15 protein-coding genes and 1 pseudogene are annotated in these 20,836 nt (G+C 72.1%); 14 read left to right on the forward strand and 2 right to left on the reverse strand.

The genetic code is table 11. The annotated features are described in order from the left end of the window. Positions 1-777 precede the first annotated feature (777 nt). Both ACYVLT_RS13565 and ACYVLT_RS13570 read left to right on the forward strand, forming a co-directional pair. Positions 778-1,590: pseudogene (locus ACYVLT_RS13565) on the forward strand (S8 family serine peptidase); the annotation flags it as partial. Positions 1,591-3,622: 2,032 nt separating this feature from the next. Continuing rightward, complete coding sequence (locus ACYVLT_RS13570; protein ID WP_461120513.1) at positions 3,623-4,231, forward strand: SGNH/GDSL hydrolase family protein; 609 nt, start codon at positions 3,623-3,625, stop codon at positions 4,229-4,231. Positions 4,232-4,340: 109 nt separating this feature from the next. Here ACYVLT_RS13570 and ACYVLT_RS13575 read toward each other — a convergent pair whose 3' ends face one another. Next, complete coding sequence (locus ACYVLT_RS13575; protein WP_461120514.1) at positions 4,341-5,726, reverse strand: glycoside hydrolase family 6 protein; 1,386 nt, start codon at positions 5,724-5,726, stop codon at positions 4,341-4,343. 164 nt (positions 5,727-5,890) lie between these two features. After that, a complete protein-coding gene (locus ACYVLT_RS13580) occupies positions 5,891-7,369 on the reverse strand; it encodes a phosphatase PAP2 family protein (protein WP_461120515.1) in 1,479 nt (492 codons plus the stop codon). A gap of 138 nt (positions 7,370-7,507) precedes the next feature. Here ACYVLT_RS13580 and ACYVLT_RS13585 point away from each other — a divergent pair, with 138 nt between their 5' ends. From ACYVLT_RS13585 to ACYVLT_RS13640, 12 genes are all read left to right on the forward strand, one after another. Beyond that, positions 7,508-8,749, forward strand: coding sequence for a cyclase family protein (locus ACYVLT_RS13585; RefSeq protein ID WP_461120516.1), 1,242 nt, complete (start codon positions 7,508-7,510; stop codon positions 8,747-8,749). Positions 8,750-8,861: 112 nt separating this feature from the next. Further along, positions 8,862-9,341 (forward strand): DUF2975 domain-containing protein, encoded by a 480-nt coding sequence (locus ACYVLT_RS13590; protein WP_461120517.1) that lies wholly within the window; start codon positions 8,862-8,864, stop codon positions 9,339-9,341. Next, a complete protein-coding gene (locus ACYVLT_RS13595) occupies positions 9,341-9,595 on the forward strand; it encodes a helix-turn-helix domain-containing protein (RefSeq protein WP_461120518.1) in 255 nt (84 codons plus the stop codon). The genes ACYVLT_RS13590 and ACYVLT_RS13595 overlap by 1 nt, the downstream gene beginning before the upstream one ends. Beyond that, the gene (locus tag ACYVLT_RS13600) at positions 9,592-10,524 is read left to right on the forward strand and encodes an ABC transporter ATP-binding protein (protein WP_461120519.1); all 933 of its coding nucleotides are present in this window, start codon (positions 9,592-9,594) and stop codon (positions 10,522-10,524) included. The genes ACYVLT_RS13595 and ACYVLT_RS13600 overlap by 4 nt, the downstream gene beginning before the upstream one ends. Then, positions 10,521-11,297: a hypothetical protein gene (locus tag ACYVLT_RS13605; RefSeq protein ID WP_461120520.1), complete on the forward strand. Its 777-nt coding sequence runs from the start codon at positions 10,521-10,523 to the stop codon at positions 11,295-11,297. Before ACYVLT_RS13600 ends, ACYVLT_RS13605 begins: the two co-directional genes overlap by 4 nt. Positions 11,298-11,540: 243 nt before the next feature. After that, positions 11,541-11,888 (forward strand): hypothetical protein, encoded by a 348-nt coding sequence (locus ACYVLT_RS13610; protein ID WP_461120521.1) that lies wholly within the window; start codon positions 11,541-11,543, stop codon positions 11,886-11,888. A 166-nt stretch (positions 11,889-12,054) separates the two neighbouring features. Next, positions 12,055-13,065, forward strand: a complete 1,011-nt coding sequence (gene pstC / locus ACYVLT_RS13615) for a phosphate ABC transporter permease subunit PstC (protein WP_461120522.1) — start codon at positions 12,055-12,057, stop codon at positions 13,063-13,065. Then, positions 13,065-14,108: a phosphate ABC transporter permease PstA gene (gene pstA, locus ACYVLT_RS13620; protein WP_461120523.1), complete on the forward strand. Its 1,044-nt coding sequence runs from the start codon at positions 13,065-13,067 to the stop codon at positions 14,106-14,108. The genes pstC and pstA overlap by 1 nt, the downstream gene beginning before the upstream one ends. 8 nt (positions 14,109-14,116) lie before the next feature. Beyond that, complete coding sequence (gene pstS, locus ACYVLT_RS13625) at positions 14,117-15,667, forward strand: phosphate ABC transporter substrate-binding protein PstS (RefSeq protein ID WP_461120524.1); 1,551 nt, start codon at positions 14,117-14,119, stop codon at positions 15,665-15,667. Continuing rightward, positions 15,664-18,027 (forward strand): hypothetical protein, encoded by a 2,364-nt coding sequence (locus tag ACYVLT_RS13630; RefSeq protein ID WP_461120525.1) that lies wholly within the window; start codon positions 15,664-15,666, stop codon positions 18,025-18,027. The genes pstS and ACYVLT_RS13630 overlap by 4 nt, the downstream gene beginning before the upstream one ends. Positions 18,028-18,227: 200 nt before the next feature. Further along, entirely contained in the window at positions 18,228-19,211 is a 984-nt protein-coding gene (locus ACYVLT_RS13635; RefSeq protein WP_461120526.1) for a hypothetical protein, read from the forward strand. 33 nt (positions 19,212-19,244) lie between these two features. Continuing rightward, positions 19,245-20,819: an Ig-like domain-containing protein gene (locus ACYVLT_RS13640; RefSeq protein WP_461120527.1), complete on the forward strand. Its 1,575-nt coding sequence runs from the start codon at positions 19,245-19,247 to the stop codon at positions 20,817-20,819. The last annotated feature ends 17 nt before the right edge of the window (positions 20,820-20,836 follow it).

The raw sequence follows: 20,836 nt of genomic DNA on the forward strand, positions 1-20,836 counted from the left end.
CCGACTGGCACCCCGAGCGACGCCCGGTGGTGCTTTCGGGTGGCCGAACAGCCCTCCAAGGGACGCTGACCTCACCCCCACGGGTGGATAGCGTCGAGGCCGTTGGGGGGACTGTCGTCACTTCCGGTTCACCGCCACCGCGGGTCTGCGGCGCCTCCCGACCGCGCGATCCAGCGCGCACCACCGGCTTCGGGAGGATTTGTGTTCAGACCACGAAAGCGCGGTAAGGCCTGGGGCGCCGTCGTCCTGGCGCTCGGGCTCGTCGCCGCGCCGACCACGGGGGTGGCCGGCGCGGAGCCCGCCCAGACCGGTGCGAAGCCCGCGCAGGCGAGCGCGGAGCCGGCCCAGACCGGCGCGGAGCCCGCGCAGGCGGGCGCCCAACCGCGGACCGTCACCCTGATCACCGGCGACCGGGTCGTGGTGACCGGCGCGGCGGTCGGCGCGTTCCACCCGGGCCCCGGCCGCGACGCGATCACCTTCCACTCGTCCCACCGGGACGGGCGGCTGCACGTCGTCCCCGAGGACGCCGCCGGGGGCATCGCCGCGGGCCGGCTCGACCCGCGGCTGTTCGACGTCACCGGCCTGGTCGAGGCGGGCTACGACGACGCCCGCAGCGACCACGTGCCGCTCATCGTCACCGGCACGCCCACCACCGGCCTGCGATCCGCCCGGGCACTGCCCGGTGCCGTGGCCGCGCAAGCGCCCAAGGGCGACGCCGGCGCCGCGTTCCGTGACCTGCTCGCCGACCCCGGCGTGACCAAGGTGTGGCTCGACGGCGTGCTCCGGCCCGCCCTCGACCGGTCGACCGCCCAGATCGGCGCGCCCACCGCGTGGCGGGCGGGCCTCACCGGCAAGGGCACCCGGATCGCCGTGCTCGACAGCGGCGTCGACGGCGACCACCCCGACCTGAGGGGCAAGGAGGTCGCCGAGCGCAACTTCACCGAGGACCCGGACAACACCGACCTCGACGGCCACGGCACGCACGTCGCCGCCACCATCGCCAGTGGCCACCGGACCTACCGGGGCGTCGCACCGGACGCCCGGATCCTCGACGGCAAGGTCTGCGCGAACGGCGGCTGCCCCGAGTCCTGGGTCATGGCCGGCATGCAGTGGGCCGTCGACGAGGGCGCCGACGTGGTCAACCTCAGCCTCGGCGGCTACGACTCGCCCGGCGTGGACCCGCTGGAGGAGGCGGTCAACCGGCTGTCGGAGCAGACCGGCACCCTGTTCGTCGTCGCGGCGGGCAACTCGGGGCGGCCCAAGTCGATCCAGTCGCCGGGCAGCGCCGACGCCGCGCTCACCGTCGGCGCCGTGCGGCACGACGACGACCTGGCCCACTTCTCCAGCCGCGGCCCGCGCAACGGCGACGGCGCGGTGAAGCCGGACATCACCGCGCCCGGCCTGAACATCGTCGCGGCCAAGGCCGCCGACGCCAGGATCGGCACCCCGGTCGGCCGGCGGCACCTGGCCCTGTCGGGCACCTCGATGGCCACCCCGCACGTCGCAGGCGCCGCCGCCCTGCTCGCCCAGCAGCACCCCGACTGGACCGGCGCCCAGCTCAAGGCCGCACTCATGGCCTCCGCCAAGCCGAACCCGGGCTTGAACGTGTTCGACCAGGGCACCGGCCGGGTGGACCTGACGCGCGCGATCACCGCCACCGTCACCGCCGATCCGGTCGGCCTCGCCTACGAAGAGCAGCGCTGGCCGCACCACGACGACGCCCCGGTCGCCAAGACCGTCACCTACCGCAACGCGGGTGCCGAGGCCGTCACCTTCGACCTCGCCGCCGACCTGCGCGGGCCGGACGGCCGCGCCGCGCCCGAGGGCCTGGTCACGGTCGACCCGGCGCGGGTGACCGTGCCCGCGGGCGGCACGACCTCCGTGACGGTCACCGCGGACACCAGGGTCGGCGGTGTCGACGGCCTCTTCTCCGGCGTCCTGGCCGGCGGGCCGACGCGCGTCCCGGTCAGCCTCGCCCGCGAGGTCGAGAGCTACGACGTGGCGGTCGAGTACGTCGATGCCGACGGCAACCCGGCGCTGGACCACATGACCGCGCTCGTCGGCATGAACAACGACGTCTACCGGGACCTGTACGGCGGCACCGGCATCACCACGCGCGTGCCCAAGGGCGAGTACCTGGCCCGCGGGTTCGTGCGCACGGACGCCCGCGCCGCCGTGCTGGCCCGGCCCAGCCTCACCATCGACGCCGACCACACCCGGTTCACCTTCGACGCCCGCGCGGCCGAGCCGATCCACGTCGCCGCGCCCGATCCGAGCGCCACGATGATGATCGGCGACATCAACGTCTCCCGGGTGCTCAACGGCCGGCGCGTGGTGCTCAACACCGCGTTCATCGGCGGCTTCGGGAACATGTCGGTCGGCCAGGTCGGACCGGAGCTGCCCGAGCAGGAGCTGTCCTCCTCGATCGGGGCGCAGTTCCAGACCCCGCCGGTCGACGGGACGCCGACGCACTACCGGTTCCGCTGGTACCAGCCGGGCGGGGTGCCCACCGGGTTCAGCCGCGCGCCCACCAGGGAGGAGTTGACCGAGGTGCGGACCACGTTCGCACCCGGCCCGGCCGACCGCCAACACCTGCACAGCGGCAACGCCAACCCGCCGGACGGCTCGGGCGGCTGGTCGGTGATGCTGCCCGTGCCCGCGGGCGGCGCGGTGGTCGACCTCGTCACGGCCGACCAGCTCACCTGGGGCTGGTCCTACCAGCGGCTGTCGCCCCAGTACCGGACCGAGGCCGACTACTCCTCGTTCAACCGCCGGTACCAGACGGGCGGCGACTACGCGGAGTGGTTCGCGTTCCCCGTGCGCGGGCCCGGCCTGTCCGGGTACTCGGCCACCTACCTGGGCATCCACGAGGACCGGGTGACGTCGCAGGTGCCGCTGCTCAACGACCGCGACGGCAACCTCGGCCGGGGCAACTACGAGTCGGCGCGCACGTCGCTGTACCGCGACGGGCGGCTGGTCGGCCTGGTGCGGGACCAGTGGGGCGAGTTCTCGGTGCCAGCGGGCGAGGCCGGGTACCGGGTGGAGCACGAGATGGTGCGCGATCCGGCGGCCTGGGAGCTGAGCACGCGGATCAGCGGTGCGTGGACGTTCCGGACGGACGTCCTGCCCGACGGCCACGGCCGCCGGCTGCCGATGTCAGTGGTGCGGTTCACCCCGGAGCTCGACGCCGCCGGCGCCGCGCCCGCCGGTCGGCTGCTGAGCGTGCCGCTGACCGTGGAGCAGCAGGACGGCGCGGACAACAGCGAGGTGGACCGGGTCCGGGTCGAGGTGTCGTTCGACGACGGCAAGACGTGGCGGGTGGTGCCGGTCGCGGGCGGTGCGGCGCTGGTGCGGCACCCGGCCGCGCCCGGCTACGCGTCGTTGCGGGCCTCCGGCTCGGACCGTGAGGGCAACACCTTCGAGCACACCGTGATCCGCGCGTACAAGATCACGCGGTAGGGCGTGCGCGTCGGGAGGTGCCGCCCCTCCCGACGCCTCGCCACGTGTCCGTTCCGGTCTTCGGGTGCGCCCGGGCGGGTCTGCCCGGGTCGTTCCGGCGCGCTTTCGAGTGATCCGGCGCGGTGCGGGAGCACGGGGGCGGGTTCGGGCGTTGTGCTCTGTGATGACCGGACAACTCCGCTTTCGCGTTCTCGGTGATTCGCTCGCGGTCGGTGTGGGGTGCACCCGGGTCGAGGAGACCCTCGGTGCGCGGCTGACCGCGGTGCTGCGTTCGGAAGGGCACCGGGTGGACCTCGGGGTGCACGCGGTGTCGGGCGCGCGGTCCACCGCGCTGGCGGCCCAGGTGCGCGCCGCCGTGCCGACGGGTGTCGACCTCGCGCTGATCGTGATCGGGGCGAACGACCTGACGTCGTTCACGCCGCCCGCGACGGGTGCGGGCCTGCTGCACGACGCCGTGGCCGAGCTGCGCCGGGCAGGCGGGCAGGTGGTGGTGGCCACGGCGCCGGACCTCGGTGTCGTCTCGCACGTGCCACCCGCTTACCGGGCGTTCGTGTCGCAGGCCAGCGGTCTCTACGCCCGTGCGCAGGCCGAGGCGGTGATCCGTGCGGGCGGGGTGGTCGCGGCCGTCGGGGCGCAGCTGTTCGACCGGTTCGCGGGTGACCCCGGCCTGTTCGCCGCGGACCGCTTCCACCCCTCGCCCGCGGGCTACGAGCTCATCGCCGACGCGCTCACCCCGCACGTGCTCGCGGCGGCCGGCCGTTGGGCGGCTTGAACCGACGCCGACAGGCGTCTCCCGGTGACCTACGACCGGCGGGGTCCGCCGATGGCGGACCCCGCCGGCCCGGGCTCAGGTGGTCTTCGCCCGCCGTGCCCCCACGTCGTCAGAGGCGCGGATGGGCGTTGGCCAGCAGCTGGCGGAACTGGGCGGAGAACCAGTGGCCGGACAGCGGCGCGTTGGCCAGCGCGCCGGACATGTTGTTGCCGTTGCGGGCGTTGCCCCCGTAGGTGGGGTCGCACATCCGGTCGAAGCCCTTGCCCTCGTTGTTCGGGATCTCGCGGCTCGCCCCGTCGGACTCGCCCGGCGGCTTGGCCCACACGTAGGCGTCGATGCCCGAGGCCGGGTTCGCCCTGGGCCGCTCGCCGATGCCCGCCCCGGACTGGTTGCACCAGTTGCCGAGGTGGATGCGGCGGTCGTACCGGCCACCGTTGACGTACGCGTCGACGCTCGTCGTCGGTCCCTTGGCGGTCGGGCGCTGCGAGCCTCCCCACCCGTTGCGCGAGGTGTCGATCAGCATGCCGATGTTCGACGGGAACCCGGCGCTGATCAATTGGGTGCGGAACGCCTGGGCGAACGACAACTCGTCCACGTACCGGTTCCAGTCCACCCACTTCGACTGGCGCACGGAAGTGCCGTTCACCGTGTCGTTGATGGTGAAGTGGTCTTCGCGCAGGACGCCGTAGTTCGCCGTGTTCGCGATGAATCCGGTGACGTTGTCGACCGTGCTGCCCGAAGCGCGGGCGGCCTGGGCGAACAACGTCGCGGAGGTGCCGAAGTTGTCGTCCCACCCGATCCAGCCGTGGTGGGCGGCGTCGATGTAGTTGTAGACGTTGCCGATCGCGCCGAGCTTCGCCAACGCGTACCCGACGCCGTTGACGTAGTTGCCGTTCTGGAGCATCCGGTCGCACATCGCGGTGGCGGTCGGCCGGCTGCCGACGTTCGTCACCAGGTTGGGCAGCGAGTCGATCTCGATGATCGTCGCGATGCGCAGGCTCGCGTACTTCGACTCGCCCATGATCGCGGCGATCCGGTCGATGTACTCGGTCTTGTAGCGGGGCAGGTCGTCGGGACCGAGCTCACCGTTGGACGCGAGCGCCGCGCAGTCGCGGCCGGGCAGGTTGTAGATGACGAACTGGACGACCATCGTGCGCCCGGCCGCCTGGCTCAGCGCGTTGTCCAGGTGCGCGCGCAGGCCGCGGGCGCCGTTCACGCCGTTGATCGCGGCGATCCGGTCGAGCCAGACGAACGTCGGCTGGTTGGCGATGGCGGATCCGCCGTCGGCGCGCGCCTTCGCGGACCAGTCGGGGTTCACGTAGACCGACGCGCCGGCGTAGGGGTTGTCCACGCGCGCGGCGGCGGTCACGTCGTCGGCCGCGGCGGGGCCCGCGCCCAGCGCCATGGCCGCGGCGAACGCGAACGCCGCCGTCGCCGCGAGTCCGCGACGTGGCCGCCGTCCCCTGGTCGGGCCTGGTGATGACTTCAGTGGCATCTTCGGCTCCCTGCTCGGAGATCGGAACAGACGGCGGCGGATTTGTCTGGGAACGCTCCCAGGAATCGAACCGTAGCAGCGGAATTGTTTTTCGTGAAGAGTTTCCGCAGGCAATGGACATGGCCTCGGGTATTCCAGACGAGGCGGAAGGTCGGCTGGAATGCTCATCTTCTTTCTGCGTTCGACGCCATTCGATTGAATTCGACTTCGAATGGCTTTCGAACGGCGCGCGACGCGTCGCCGAGAGTGGCGTGGTACGCGGCGGTGATCCAGGCCAGGGCCAGCAGGAAGCTGCCGAGGACGTCGGTGGGGTAGTGGACCCCTGAGTAGAGCCGTTGCCCGGCCACCGCCAGCGGGACGGCCAGGGCGATCGCCGCCACCGGCACGCGCCACCACTTCGCCGTGCCGCGCACGACCAGCACGGCCACCGCCGTGCCGAGCACCAGCGACGCCGCGACGTGACCGGAGGGGAAGCTGGACGTGGGCGGCAGGTCGTCGGGGAGCTTGGCGGCCGGCCGGGCGCGGTCGACGATCGCGGTGGTGATCAGGAACAGGGTGATCTCGCCCAGCATCCCCAGCACGACGAGCAGCACGGGCCGCAAGGAACGCGTCGTGGCCATCGCCGCCACGCAGACGACCACCGCGGCCGCGATCACCGGCCCGGTGCCGCTGAAGGTGCCCACCGCCTCCATCACCGCGTCCCGGCCGGGGGTGCGGTGGCGCGCGAACCACTCGACGACGGCGCGGTCCCAGGCCATCGGCACGTCCGGTCCGGCGGCGGTGAGCCACGAGCCGACCGCGAACAGCACGCCCAGCAGCAAGCCCCAGGCCACCAGCAACCTGGCCGCGGTGAGCCAGGCGTCGTGCGGCAGGCGCACCCGGCGGCCGGACACCGGTCGCAGGTCGTCCGCCGCCTCCGGCGCCAGACCGCGGGACAGCGGCACGTCGGGCAACCCCTCGTCGCGCCGCCACCGGCGGAACACCTCGGTGGTGAGGGCCAGCCACAGCAGGCCGAGCAGCCAGCCGCCGAGCACGTCGGTGGCGTAGTGCACGCCGAGCGCCACCCTGGTGAACCCGACCGCGAGCACGGTCACGACGACCAGGGCGGTCAGCGCGCGTCGTGCCCGTCGCGCGCGTTGTGCGGAGGTGAACACCAGCAGCAGCACGCCGTAGGTGACGGTGGCGCCCACCGTGTGACCGCTCGGGAAGCTCCAGCCCGAGGCCGTGGCCACCTCCACGTCCACCAGCGGTCGCAACCGCCCGACCAGCTCCTTCACCACCACGCCGAGCAGGCCGCCACCGATCACGGTGACGAGGACGTGCGCCGCCACCCACGGGCGGCGGCGCAGCAGGAGCCACATCGCCGCCAGGGTGGTCACGCCGGTGAGCGTGGCGGTGTCGCCGAGCCGCGTGATCGCGTGCAGCACGGCGACCACGGTGCCCGAGCCGTCCGCCCACCCCGTCAGGTGCGCGGTGATCGCCTGGTCGACGTCGCGCACGGGTGCCCAGCCCGACCACACCGACATCATCACCACCGCGAACGCGATCCCGGCGGTGCTCGCGGCGAGCAAGGACACCGCGCTGCGCACCGCGAACTTCTCGACGGCTACCACCGCGTGCTGCGGCTCACGAGTCGTAGTCACCGACGTTGTGTGCCCGAACGGACCAACGGGCAATCCTGCCGTGCTCTTGGACTGCGGTGTCGAGGTGACGACCGTTGCGGTGTTCGGCTGACGTCCGGTAGTGATCGTGGGTTGCCCCCGTGCCGAAGGAGCCGTCGCGTGAACCCCGACCTGCTGCGCAACTACCTGGCCAGGCACCACCTCGGCCGCCGTGACGTGCTCAAGATCGTGGGCGCCGCCGGCGCCGCCGGTCTGGTGGGCGCCGCACCCGCCGCCGCCGATACCGCTACTGCCGGTGCCGGAAGACTGGACGACACGCTGTTCGACTACGCCGACCCGGCGAACCTGGCCGACTGGGCGCCGAGCCGGTACGGCCCCGAGGACCAGCGGGGCACGCTCAACGAGGTGACGCCGGCCAAGACCGCCGCCGCACTCGGCCTGCTCCGCGCCCACCGCGAGGTGACCACCTACAACCTCGGCGAGCTGATGTGGAACGGCTTCCCCGCGGTCAGGACCGATCCGCGCCGCACCCACGAACAGCGCCTCGCCATCTGGGGCTACCCGCCGCCGCCCGGTTTCGCCGAGCAGGGCGGCATCCTGGGCGGGGTGGAGCCGTTCGGCCCCAACCGGGTCAGCGTGCACGAGGAGCGGTTCGAGGCGGAGCTCTCGCCCAAGCACCCGGTGCCGCTCGCCACGACCTACCAGATCGGCAGCCAGCTGGACAACCTCAACCACGTCGGCGCGGCCGACCTGTTCTACAACGGCCTGCGCGGCCGGGACATCGCCCGCGGCCACGGCACCGTCCGGCTGGGCGCCGAGCACATGGGTCCGGTGGTCACCCGCGGTGTGCTGCTGGACGTGCTCGGGGTGAAGCTCGCCCGCGACCGCGTCGAGGACCTGGCCGAGCCCGCGAGCAACGGCCGGCCGCTGCTGCGCGAGAACTACCGCATCACCGTCGAGGACATCCGCGACGCCATGGCCTTCGGCGGGATCGACCGCCTGGAGCCGGGTGACGTCGTGCTGTTCCACACCGGCTGGAACCAGCTGCTGGCCCGGCGCGACCCGGCCGACATCGCCCGGTGGGAGGGCGCACGCGGGCTGCCCGGCATCTACCTGCGCGAGGCCCGCTGGCTGGCCCGGTCCCGGCCCGCCATCGTCGGCGGCGACACGTGGGCGCTCGAAGTGATGGGCAACCCGGTCAACGGCGACGGCGCCGTGGTGCCGGTGCACCAGGAGCTGTTCATGCGGCACGGCATCCGCATCGGCGAGTCCTACGCGGTGGACCGGCTCGCCGCCGACCGCGTGCACGAGTTCGTCTTCATCGTGACGCCGCAGTACGCCGAGGGCGCCACCGCGGGCAACACCCCGCCCGCCGCGCTCGGCCGCCCTCGGCGCCGCTGACCGCTCGGTGCGGTCGTGCGGGGCGTGGGTCCGTCGCAAGGAGGTGGGCTTCGGTAGCGAGAGACGATAGCTACCGATTGACTTTCGATAGGTAACGCGCGAGACTCGATGCATGGTGACAACGCATCGAGCGGTAGCCGCGCTCCGGGTGTTCCTGGTGTTGATGTTCGGGGTGCTCGTCCTGTTCCAGGTCATGTCGCTGCCGGGCCAGTTCCGGCACATGGCCGAGGAGTCGCCGGACATGGCGTACCTGAGGTGGCCGCTCACGGCCGTGTCGGTGTTCTGGGTGCTGTGCGTCCAGGTGGTGCTCGTGTCCATCTGGAAGCTGCTCACCCTGGTCAAGGAGGACCGCATCTTCAGCGAGGTGTCGCTGAGGTGGGTGGACGCGATCGTGTGGGCCATCGCGGCGGCGTGGGTGGTGTTCCAGGCGTTCTTCCTCTACGTGGGCTTCAACGCGGACGACCCCGGCGTGCCGCTCGTGCTGTTCCTGATGTCGATCGGCATCACCGTGGTGGGGCTGCTGATGGTGGTGATGCGCGCGTTGCTGCGGCAGGCCACCACGCTGCGGACCGACATGGAATCGGTGATCTGATGGCGATCATCGTGCGCATCGACGTCGAGTTGGCCAAGCGCAAGATGAGCGTCGGCGAGTTCGCCGAGCGGATCGGGCTCACGCCGTCCAACGTGGCGGTGCTCAAGAACGGCCGGGCCAAGGCGGTGCGGTTCAGCACCTTGGAAGCCATGTGCCGGGTGCTTGAGTGCCAGCCCGGCGACCTGCTCGAATGGGTCGACGACGAGGAGGACGGCGTCATCGTCGCGCACGCCGGGGACGAGGGCGACCGGTGATCGAGGTGCGCGGGTTGACCCGGCGGTACGGCGACGTGCTCGCCGTGGACGAGCTGAGCTTCGACGTCCACCCCGGGAAGGTGACCGGGTTCCTCGGGCCGAACGGCGCCGGGAAGTCCACCACGATGCGCGTGCTGCTCGGCCTCGACCGGCCCACCTCGGGGACGGCGCTGGTCAACGGGCGGCGGTACGCGACGTTCGCCGAACCGCTCCGGGAGGTCGGCGCGCTGCTCGACCCCGGCGCGGTGCACCCCGGCCGCACCGGGCGCAGCCACCTCCGCGTGGCCGCCCGGTCGAACGGCATCCCGCGCCGGCGGGTGGAGGAGGTGATCGAGCGGGTCGGGTTGGAGCGCGCGGCACGCCGGCGGATCAAGGGCTACTCGCTGGGGATGCGGCAACGACTGGGTATCGCGACGGCGCTGATCGGCGACCCCGGCGTGCTGGTGTTCGACGAGCCGATCAACGGGCTCGACCTCGACGGCGTCCGGTGGATCCGCGGGCTGCTGCGGCAACTCGCCGACGAGGGCCGCACGGTGCTGGTGTCCAGCCACCTGCTGAGCGAGATGGAGCAGATCGCCGACCGGTTGGTCGTCATCGGCCGCGGCCGGCTCATCGCCGACGCCACGACGGAGCAGATCCTGAGCGGGCTCGGGCAGGTCCAGGTGCGCGTGCACAGCCCGGAGCCGGATCGGCTGGTCACCTCGTTGCGGGAACGCGGGTTCGAGGTGCGCCAGGTCGACGGCCGGGAGCTGCGGGTCGAGGGCAGCACCGCGGCGGAGGTCGGCGGGCTCGCCCACGCGCTGAACGTCGCGCTGCACCACCTGTCCGAGGTGCGCCAGTCGCTTGAGGACGCCTACCTGGAGTTGACCAACAGCAGCGTCGAGTACCACGGCCGCGAGCCCGTGCTCGCGGTGGAGGAGGCACGGTGACGGCAGTGGCTCAAGAGGCACGCGTCGGGCGCGTGTTCGCCCGTGCGTGCGCCGCCGAGTGGACGCGCCTGTGGACGGTGAAGGCGACGTGGTGGTTCCTGGCCGCGGCGGCCGTGACGATGACGGGCATCGCCACCATCGCGGGCCTGGAGGTGGCGTCGGATCCCGATCCCGCGCGGGGCGGCTCGGCCTGGGCCGCGGCGGCCGTCACCGGGCTGCCGGGGCAGTTCGCGCTGCTCGCGCTCGTGCTCACGGCGGTGACGTCGGACTACGCGACCGGTGGGATCGTGCCGAGCCTGCAGTGGACGCCGAGGCGTGCGGTCCTGTTCCTGTCCCGGGCGGCGGTGGCGGTGGGTGCGGCCACCGCCGTCGGCGTGTTGCTGGCGTCCGCCGCCACCGTCGTGTCCTTCGTGACCGCGCGGCCGCTGCTCGACCTGGGTGGCGGGTGGGACGTGCTGCCGTCGGTCGGCTTCGTCTTCGCCGCCGGGGCGGCGTTCGCGGTCGGGCTGGGCTTCCTGCTGCGCAACACGGCGGGCGCGTTGGTCACGGTGTTCCTGCTGATGTTGGTGCTGCCGCTGATGCTGCCGAACTTCGGGTACGAGTGGTCGTCCGCGATCGCGGAGCTGCTGCCCGGGTCCGGTGCGGCGTTCCTGCTGATCGGGGAGGTGCCGGGGATGACCCGGACGTCGTCGGTGGTGACGATGCTCTGCTGGGCGGTCGGCACGTCGCTGCTCGGGTGGGCGCGGTTGTCCCGGGACGACGCGAATCGGTGAAGCGCGGTCGGCAAGGGTCGGCGGGGTGGCGGTCCGGTCGTTTTCGGAGTTGCCCGATTATTGTGCGTGACGGTCGTGTCGGTGATGGTGATCGGTCAATTTCCGTGGGTGACCGGGTGGTCGTTGGCCGTCCGGCGTGAGGATGATGGTCACCCGGCCGCCGCCGGTTATTGACCTGTTGTCAACCTGGTAAACCAAGCATTCGAAGTGGCGTCGGGGACGCACGAATGATGGGGAAGCCCGGTGGCCGCTGCCCGTTTCCAGCTCTACACACCCGCGGGTTCCGGGGTGACGTGGCGGTTCCTCTCCGCCAACAACCGCAGCCTCGGCCGGTCCGCGCTGGTCTTCCCGACCGTCGAGGCGTGCCTCGAATCGGTCGACGACCTGCGGGAACACCTGGTCGACAGCACGACGGCGATGTCACGTGACGCGAAGCTGTGGTCCTGGCGGCTGCGGCTGGAGGGTTGCGTGCTCGCGGTGTCGAGTCGCAGTTATCACCGGCGGGTCCAGGCGCAGTACGCGTGCCGCAGTTTCGTGGAACTCGTCGCGCACGCGCCGACCGCGGGCCGGTATCCGGTGGAGCAGGTGTGACGGCGGAATACGGCTGTTCATCGCGCTGCCATTCGGAGTACCGGCCCCCGGTTCGTTTCCCGCGTTCGTCCGTTGTTAATGGCAGCATCCGAATGGCGAAAACTGAGCGGGTTCTGCTTGCGCGGACTCGGCCGAGCACGGGCCGCCGACACCGGAGCACCCGCAGATGACCGCAACGCTCAGCGCACCACCGGCGGCGCCGGCCGACGGGCCACGTCGGCGCGTCGGGCCGTCCGGCGGGATCGACCGGCTCTTCCGGCTGGTCCTGCGGGTCGCGGGGCTCGCGGTGCTGGTCGTGATGGCCACCGTCGGGCTGTTCCTGGCCACCCGCGGCGCGGCCGCGATCTCCGCGGCGGGCCTGGACTTCTTCACCACGCAGACGTGGGAGCCGGACTCGCTGGACTTCGGCATCGCGGCGGTGCTCGTCGGCACGGTGCTGATCGCGTCCGTCGCGCTGGTGGTCGCGTTCCCGCTGGCGCTCGGCGTGGCGCTCTACATCTCCGAGTACGCCCCGACGCGGCTCAAGCGGGCGTTGACGAGCATGGTCGACCTGATGGCCGCGGTGCCCAGCGTGGTCTACGGGCTGTTCGGCTCGACGTTCCTGCAGTGGCAGGGCGTGGACGTGCCGCGGTGGCTGTCGATCCAGTTCGGCTGGATCCCGTTCCTCGACGTCGAGGGCGCCGACCCGGACAACCCGCTGTCCACCGACGCCGCCTACGTCACCTCGACGTTCTGGGCGGGGCTCGTGGTCGGGTTCATGGTGATGCCGTTCATCTGCTCGGTGATGCGGGAGTCGTTCACCCAGGCGCCGCAGGGGGAACGCGAGGGCGCCTACGCGCTCGGCGCCACGCGGTGGGGTGTCATCCGGAGCGTAGTGCTGCCGTTCGGGCGCAGCGGCATGATCGGCGGCACGATGCTGGGCCTCGGCCGGGCGCTCGGCGAGACCATCGCGGTGGCGATGATCATCGCGCCGGTCTTCGCCATCCACACCCAGATCCTCGGCAGCGGTGGCAACTCCGTGTCGGCGCTCATCGCCCAGCGGTGGGGCGCGGCGAGCCCGTTCGGCCTGTCCGCCCTGATGGCGGCGGGCCTGGCGTTGTTCCTGCTGACGCTGCTGGTCAACTTCGCCGCCTCGGCGGTCATCGCACGCAGCCGGTCCGGCCAGGGGAGTGAGTGATGACCGCACCGGAAGTGCGTCGGGTGACGGGTGGCGCGCGGCGGGCCGATCTCGGGTCGGTGTCGGGCGCGGCGGCGGCCGCGGTCGCGTTGACGGGCTTGTTGTTCGACCAGATCGCGCCGTTCAGCGGGGTGGTGGCGTTCGTCGCGATCGCGTTCCCCGTGTTCCTCGGCCTGTACGCGCTGCTGATCTCGCTGCACGACGACGCGCTGGCCGTGCGGGACCGGCTCGCCGCCGCCGTCGTGCACAGCCTCGCGCTGGTGGCGCTGGGCGCGCTGGTGTTCATCGTGGCCTACCCGATCGTGATGGGCGCGCAAGCGCTGGGCCACCTCAACTTCTTCACCGACGACATGGCCGCCGCGGGCACGCTCGACCCGTTGGAGCTCGGCGGGGTCGCGCACGCCGCGGTCGGCACGTTGCAGCAGATCACCATCGCGCTGGTCATCACCGTCCCGTCGGGACTGGCGTGCGCCGTGTTCCTCAACGAGACCAGGGGCGTGTTCACCCGGCTCGTGCGCACGGTGGTGGAGGCGATGACCGCGCTGCCGTCCATCGTGGCGGGCCTGTTCATCTACGCCTCGCTGATCCTCGTGGTGGGCTTCGAACGGTCCGGCTTCGCCGCGGGCTGCGCGATCAGCGTGATGATGCTGCCGATCATGATCCGGGCGGCGGACGTGGTGCTGCGGCTGGTGCCCAGCTCGCTCAAGGAGGCGTCGCTGGCACTGGGCGCCGGTCAGCTGCGCACGGTGTGGCACGTGGTGCTGCCGACCGCGCGGTCGGGCCTGACCACGAGCGTGCTGCTGGCCACCGCGCGCGGTGTCGGCGAGACGTCGCCGGTGCTGATCACGGCCGGCTTCACCCCCTTCCTGAACTGGAACCCGTTCGTCGACTCCCAGGTGTCGCTGCCGCTGGCGACCTTCCAGATGGTCACGTCGTCGGAGGAGACCATGAAGCAGCGCGGGTTCGGCGCCGCCGCCGTGCTGATGGCCCTGGTGCTGGTGCTGTTCGTGCTCGCCCGAGTGGTCGGTGGGCGGTCGAGATGAGGAGAGCCATGATTGCCCGGCCCTTGGGTTTGGTCGCCGTCGTGTGCCTGCTGGTGGTCTTCGGTCCTCCGGCGCGGGCGCAGACGTACACGCCGATCAGCGGGAGCGGCTCGACGTGGAGCAGCAACGCGATCGACCAGTGGAAGACGAACGTCGCGCAGTACGGGATGAGGATCAGCTTCACCGGCAGCGGTTCCAGTGACGGGCGCAACCAGTTCAAGGCCGGTCAGGTGGACTTCGCGGTGTCGGAGATCCCGTACGGCCTCACCGACGGCGGTGTGCGGGACGTGCCGCCGAAGGAGGGCACGTACGCGTACATGCCGATCGTCGCGGGTGGCACGTCGCTGATGTACAACCTGAAGATCGGTGGCAAGCGGGTCACCAACCTGCGGTTGTCCGGCGAGGTCGTCACCAAGATCTTCACCGGCGTGATCACCTCGTGGGCGGACCCGGCGATCGCCCGGGACAACCCCGGCCTGAAGCTGCCCGACCGCAAGGTCGTGCCGGTGGTCCGCGCGGACGGCTCCGGCACGACGGCCCAGTTCACCTCGTGGATGGCGAGTCAGCACCCGGCGCTGTGGGACGACTTCTGCCGCCGCGCCAAGCGCTCGACCCCGTGCGGCTTCACGTCGAACTACCCGACCATCCCGCCGATGGTGGGGCAGCACTACTCCGTCGGCGTGGCCAACTACGTGCGGCAGGAGGGCACCGAGGGCTCGATCACCTACGTCGAGTACTCCTACGCCCGCAGCGCGCAGTTCCCGGTGGCCAAGCTGCTCAACGCCAAGGGCTACTACGTCGAGCCGAAGGCCTCCGCGGTCGCGGTCGCGCTGCTGGCGGCGAAGGTCAACACCGACCTGACCCAGGACCTCGGCCAGGTCTACGGCAACCAGGACGCGCGCAGCTACCCCATGTCCAGCTACAGCTACATGATCCTGCCGACCGTCGCGGCCGGGAAGTTCACCGCGGACAAGGGCCGGACGCTGTCCGACTTCGCCTACTACTTCCTGTGCGAGGGGCAGAAGCAGGCCGACCTGCTCGGGTACTCGCCGCTGCCGATCAACCTGGTGCGGGCCGGGATGGAGCAGGTCGCGAAGATCCCCGGCACGACCAAGCAGAACAAGGACATCAGCAAGTGCAACAACCCGACGTTCTCCGCCGACGGGACGAACACGCTGGCGGTCACCGCCCCGCAGCCCAAGGACTGCGACAAGCAGGGGCCGGTCCAGTGCGAGGACGCCACGGGCGGCGCGAAGGAGCCCACCAAGACCACCACCGGCGGCGGTGACGCCCCGGTCGCGGAGGGGGAGGAAGCCGCCGCGGTCGAGGAGCAGGCGGCGGGTGAGGAGGCGGCGGCCGAGGACGTGGCGGCCGACGAGTCGTCCTCCGGGGTGGCACGGCGGGCGCGCGAAGAGGCCTACGCGACGCCGGTCTCGGTGGACCTGCGTGACGACAACACCGCGCTGCTGGTCGCGGTGGCCGCGGTGCTGATCACCGCGCTCGTGGTGGGACCGCCGCTGGTGGCCCGGCGGCTGCGCAGACGGGAAGGCGGCAGATGACCCCCATCCGGTTGCTCCTGGCGGCACTGCTCGTGACGACCGGGGTCGCGCTGGTGCCGGCGCCGGTCGACGCGCAGACGTCGTCGTCGGCGGTCACGAAGTCCGGGCGCGGTGCGTTCGCGGACCTGAGCGTCACGGTGTCGCACACGAAGGACCTGATCAACCAGACCGTCCGGGTGAGCTGGACCGGCGGCGCGGAGACCGGGCCGGTCGGCCGGTTCGCCACCAACTACCTCCAGGTCATGCAGTGCTGGGGCGACGACCCGGCCGGCCCGACCCGCGAGCAGTGCCAGTTCGGCGGGCTGGAGGGCCAGAACGGCCTCGGCCTGGGCAACTTCACCAAGAGCAGGCAGATCGCGTACAGCGACCCGAAGGACCCGCACGAGACGACGCCGGTGCCGCCGAACGGCGCGGCCTACGCCGAGTTCCACTCCGTGAAGGGCCAGAAGACCACGTCGTTCGGCACGTTCTTCGACGCGGGCACGACCAACGAGGTGCCGTTCGCCAAGACCCGCCCGGACGGCACCGGCGAGCTGGACTTCGAGGTGCAGACCGCGCTGGAGGCGTGGGGCCTGGGCTGCGGCGAGGTCCGCGCGGACGGTCCCGACCAGGGCAAGCCCCGGCACTGCTGGCTGGTCGTGGTGCCACGCGGCGACACCGAGGTCAACGGCCGCAGGCCGGGCGTCGACCACACCAGCAACAACCTGGACTCCTCGCCGCTGAGCGCCGCCAACTGGCGCGACGCCATCCCGTTCAAGCTCGGCTTCCGCCCGGTCGGCGCGGCCTGCCCGATCGGCGCGGCGGAGCGCTCGCTGGCCGGGCACGAGTTCGTGTCCGACGCCGTCGGCCGCTGGCAGCCCGCGCTGTGCGCGAACGGCGGCACGGTGTTCGGCTTCACCAGGGTGTCCGACCGGATCAGCCGCGAACGGCTCGCGACCGAGGCGCCGGGCCTGGTGTTCCTCAGCGAACCCCAGCCCTCCACGCCGGAACGGCCGGTGGTGCACGCGCCCGTCGCGGTGTCGGGGCTGGCGATCGCGTTCGTCATGGAACGGCAGTCGCGCGGTCCCGCCGTGGAGCCGGACGGGGTGTGGCAGCGCGACGGGCAGCTGATCACCGAGCTGACGCTGACGCCGAGGCTGGTGGCCAAGCTGCTCACCCAGTCCTACCGGGACACGGTGCCGGGCAACCAGCCCTACCTCGCGGACAACCCGCGCCGGCTCAACGAGGACGCCGAGTTCCTCGACCTGAACCCGGACCTCAAGACCTACGGCGCGTTGATGAACACGCTGGACGTCCTCGTGCCGTCGGTCGACTTCGACCTGACCGCCGCGCTGTGGACGTGGATCGACGCCGACCCGGACGCCCGCGCGTTCCTCGACGGCAAGCCCGACCCGGCGGGCATGGTCGTCAACCGGCACTACCGCGGCCTCGGCCTGCCCGTGCCGAACTTCCCCAAGCAGGACCTGAGCTGCAAGCAGCTGCCGTTCCCGCTGGGACCGGACTGCGCGCTCACGGCGAGGCCGCTGGCCGCCGACCTGCACGAGGCCGGCCGGGCGATCAGCCGCGGCGACACCCTGGGCCGGTCGCCGAGCGGCCTGCCCGACCAGGCGGACCCGACCAAGCCGGGCTACACCCGCGTGCCGCGCCAACCCGCCGGTGAACGCAGCCTGCTGGCCGTGGTCGACACGGCGACCGCCGCCCGGTACGGCCTGCCGACGGCCAGGCTGCGCAACGCCGCGGGCAACTTCGTCGCGCCTGACGACGCCGGCCTGCGCGCGGCCGTGGGTCAGCTGAGCCCCACGGAGGTGCGGGGTGTCGGCCGGGCGAACCCGGGCGGGAAGGCGGCCGACGCGTACCCGTTGCCCGCGGTCACCTACGCGGCGGCCGTGCCGTCGGCGATGACCGAGGCGGCGGGCGCGGAGTACGCCGCGTTCCTGCGCTTCGCCACCGGGACGGGCCAGCAGCGCGGCGAGGGCGTCGGCCAGTTGCCGCCGGGTTACCTGCCGCTGCCGGACGGGCTGCGTGCGCAGGCCGCCGAGGCGGCCGACGTGATCCAGCGCGACGCGGGCAAGGCGATCGTGCCGCCCACGCAGGAGGGCGAAGCCACCGCCGCCCCGCCCAGGGCGACCCGGCCGCGTGCGACGACCCGCGCGGTCGCGCCGCCCGCACCGGCGAAGCCACCCGCCGACGCGGCCGTGCCGTCCACCAGGGCCACGCCGGTCGCGCAGGTCGAGAACACGCCGGCCGACCCGGTCGGCTGGTGGCTGCGGCACCTGCTCGCGGGACTGCTCGTGGCCGGGGGTCTGGCCACCGGTGCGGGACCGCTGGTGCAGCGGTTCGGCGGCCGGGGCGGTTCGTGACGACCGGCCACCGGGCCGGACGACGTGACGACCGGCCGGCGGGCCGGACGAGGGAGGTGAGGCCGCCCGCCCGGCCGTGCCGGAGTTGCCGCTCCAGCACGAACCGGACGAACGAGAACCGCACGCGGTGCGCGTGACCGCACCGAACGACGAGTGGACACGCAGTCCGCTCGACCTCTGCGCAGAAAAGGATAACCGCAGTGAGCAAGCGCATGCTCGGCGCGGCGGCTGCCGCCGTCGCCGCCATCGCCCTCGTGGCGTCGCCGGCCCAGGCCGACCCGGTCGGCCCGCCCACGTTCCGCGACATCGCCATCGTCGGCTCGGACACCACCCAGACCGTGCTCAACGGCCTGTCCGACGCGGTGCTGGTCAACGGCACCAAGGTCATCGGCTCCTACGACGCCCGCGGCTCGGACAACATCACCACCAAGGCGACCGGCTGCACCATCCCCAGACCGGGGTCGTCCGGCGCCGGCGTGACCGCGCTCGTCACGTCGGTCGAGGCGGGCGACAACTGCGTGCAGGCCGCGCGTTCGTCGTCCAACAACTCCTCCTCGTACGCGGGCAAGAACCTGACCTACATCCCGTTCGCGGTGGACGCCATGACCTACGCCGTCCGCAGCGACAGCACGGTCAGCAAGAAGCTCACCACGGCGCAGCTGAAGTCGATCTACAACTGCACCGCGCCGGGCGTCGGCACGAACTTCAAGCCGCTGCTGCCGCAGTTCGGCTCGGGCAGCCGCGACTTCTTCCTCAAGCAGCTGGGCCTGACCAACACGGCGAACTACACCACGCAGTTCCCCTGCGTGATCGACGTGGACGTCAACGGCCAGCCGATCCAGGAGCACGTCGGCACCTACCTGACCGACACCAAGCAGATCCTGCCGTACTCGATCGCCGTGTACGCCTCGCAGATCTACGGCACCGCGCCCGCGGCGCAGGGCAAGGCCGTGCTGGCCACGTTCAACGGCGTCTCGCCGACGATCCTGAACACCGCGTCGACGTTCAAGCGCGACGTCTACAACGTGGTGCCCACCGCGAAGCTCGGCGAAGCGGTCTACGACCAGGTCTTCACCGGCGGTGACTCGCTGATCTGCACCAGCACCGGCGTGATCACGCAGTACGGCTTCGGCATCAACCCGAACTGCGGCAGCACCCAGCTCGTCACCCCGCCCGCGCCCTAGTCGGCCGGCACCACCCTCTCTGGAAGGTCAACAGTGCGCGGAAACACCGTCATCCGCCGCCTCGCAGGCGGCGCCATCGCGCTCGCGGCACTCGCCGCGGCCACCCTCGGCACGGCGGGCGTCGCCCTGGCCGCACCGCCCGCGGGCAACCTCGGCACGCTCACCATCAGCAAGCAGTCCGGCTCCGACGTCGAGGCGCCGTCCTACACCACGTCGGCGGGCTGCACGTCGGACTCCGACGGCTACAACCTGTTCGTGTACGGGCCGGGCGGCTTCGAGAACGGCCTGATCGGCACCACGCCGACCGACGTCGGCTTCTCCGGCTCCGCGCCGATCACCGTGCTCCAGGGTCTGTCGTTCAAGGACATCGCGGTCGACAACAGCACCACGATCGTGCCCGGCACCTACACCGTCGCGGTGAACTGCGTGGACCTGTTCACCGGCGAGACCAAGGGCACCTTCACCCGTGAGGTGTACTTCACCAGCGCCACCGCCTGGACCGCCGCTGACCCGAACGCCCCGGTGACCACCAGCACCGCGCTGGCCGTGTCGCCGAACGCCCCGGTCACCGCGGGCACCCCGGTCACGCTCACCGCCACCGTGTCCCCGGCCTCGGCCACCGGCACGGTGCAGTTCAAGGACGGGGCGGCCAACCTCGGCGCGGCCGTCGCGGCGAACAACGGCGTCGCCTCCCTGACCACCTCGGACCTCCCGGCGGGCACCCGCTCGCTGACCGCGGTGTTCACCGGTTCCGCCGCGAACATCTCCGGCTCCACCTCGCCGACGGTGTCCTACCAGGTCAACGCGCCGGTGGCGACGCCGACCACGACCGCCCTCGCGGTCTCCCCGAGCGGCACGGCGGCGCAGTACTCGTCCGTGACGCTCAGCGCGACCGTGGCCCCGGCCTCGGCCGCGGGTTCCGTGCAGTTCCTCGACGGCGGCGCGAACCTGGGCAACCCGGTCGCGGTCGCCGGCGGCACGGCCACCCTGACCACGGCGACGCTCGCCGTGGGCGCGCACAGCTTCAGCGCGCGCTTCGTGCCGGCCAACTCCGCCGCGTTCGAGACCTCGGTCTCGGCCGGGGTGGCGCTGGAGGTCACGCCGTTCGCGGGCGTGTCGGCCTCGGAGACCATCACCACCGAGGTGCCGGCCGGTGAGCTGCTGATCAGCGTGGCGAACCAGAACGTGGTGCTGCCCTCGCCGGTCATGGCCGCCGACGGCTCGCTGCTGACCACGGCGGGCGCGCTCAACCCGATCACGGTCACCGACACCCGTGCGGGCAACCCGGGCTGGAACGTCTCCGGCCAGGTGACGGACTTCGCCGGCGGCGCCAACGCCATCAACGGCGCCAACCTCGGGTGGACGCCCAAGATCGTCGACAAGTCCCCGGTGCAGAACATCACCACCGGTCCGACGGTCCAGCCGGCCAACGCCGTCGTGCCGGGTCAGGGTGCGGGCCTTGGCCTGTCCACCGCCCGGACGCTGGCCACGGCCGCCGCCCTGGGCGGCAACGGCACCGCGAACCTCGGCGCCGACCTGGCGCTGAAGGTGCCGACCTCGACGCCTGCGGGCACCTACACCGCGACGCTCACCCTCACCGCCATCTGATCGACGGGGCAGGCCGT

The organism is Saccharothrix stipae (assembly GCF_054781895.1).

Coding starts and splice junctions, on each gene's coding strand:
- ACYVLT_RS13590 (WP_461120517.1), top strand. CDS start 8,862: ATGGTGACAACGCATCGAGCGGTAGCCGCGCTCCGGGTGTTCCTGGTG.
- ACYVLT_RS13570 (WP_461120513.1), top strand. CDS start 3,623: ATGACCGGACAACTCCGCTTTCGCGTTCTCGGTGATTCGCTCGCGGTC.
- ACYVLT_RS13630 (WP_461120525.1), top strand. CDS start 15,664: ATGACCCCCATCCGGTTGCTCCTGGCGGCACTGCTCGTGACGACCGGG.
- pstS (WP_461120524.1), top strand. CDS start 14,117: ATGATTGCCCGGCCCTTGGGTTTGGTCGCCGTCGTGTGCCTGCTGGTG.
- ACYVLT_RS13575 (WP_461120514.1), bottom strand. CDS start 5,726: ATGCCACTGAAGTCATCACCAGGCCCGACCAGGGGACGGCGGCCACGT.
- ACYVLT_RS13595 (WP_461120518.1), top strand. CDS start 9,341: ATGGCGATCATCGTGCGCATCGACGTCGAGTTGGCCAAGCGCAAGATG.
- pstA (WP_461120523.1), top strand. CDS start 13,065: ATGACCGCACCGGAAGTGCGTCGGGTGACGGGTGGCGCGCGGCGGGCC.
- pstC (WP_461120522.1), top strand. CDS start 12,055: ATGACCGCAACGCTCAGCGCACCACCGGCGGCGCCGGCCGACGGGCCA.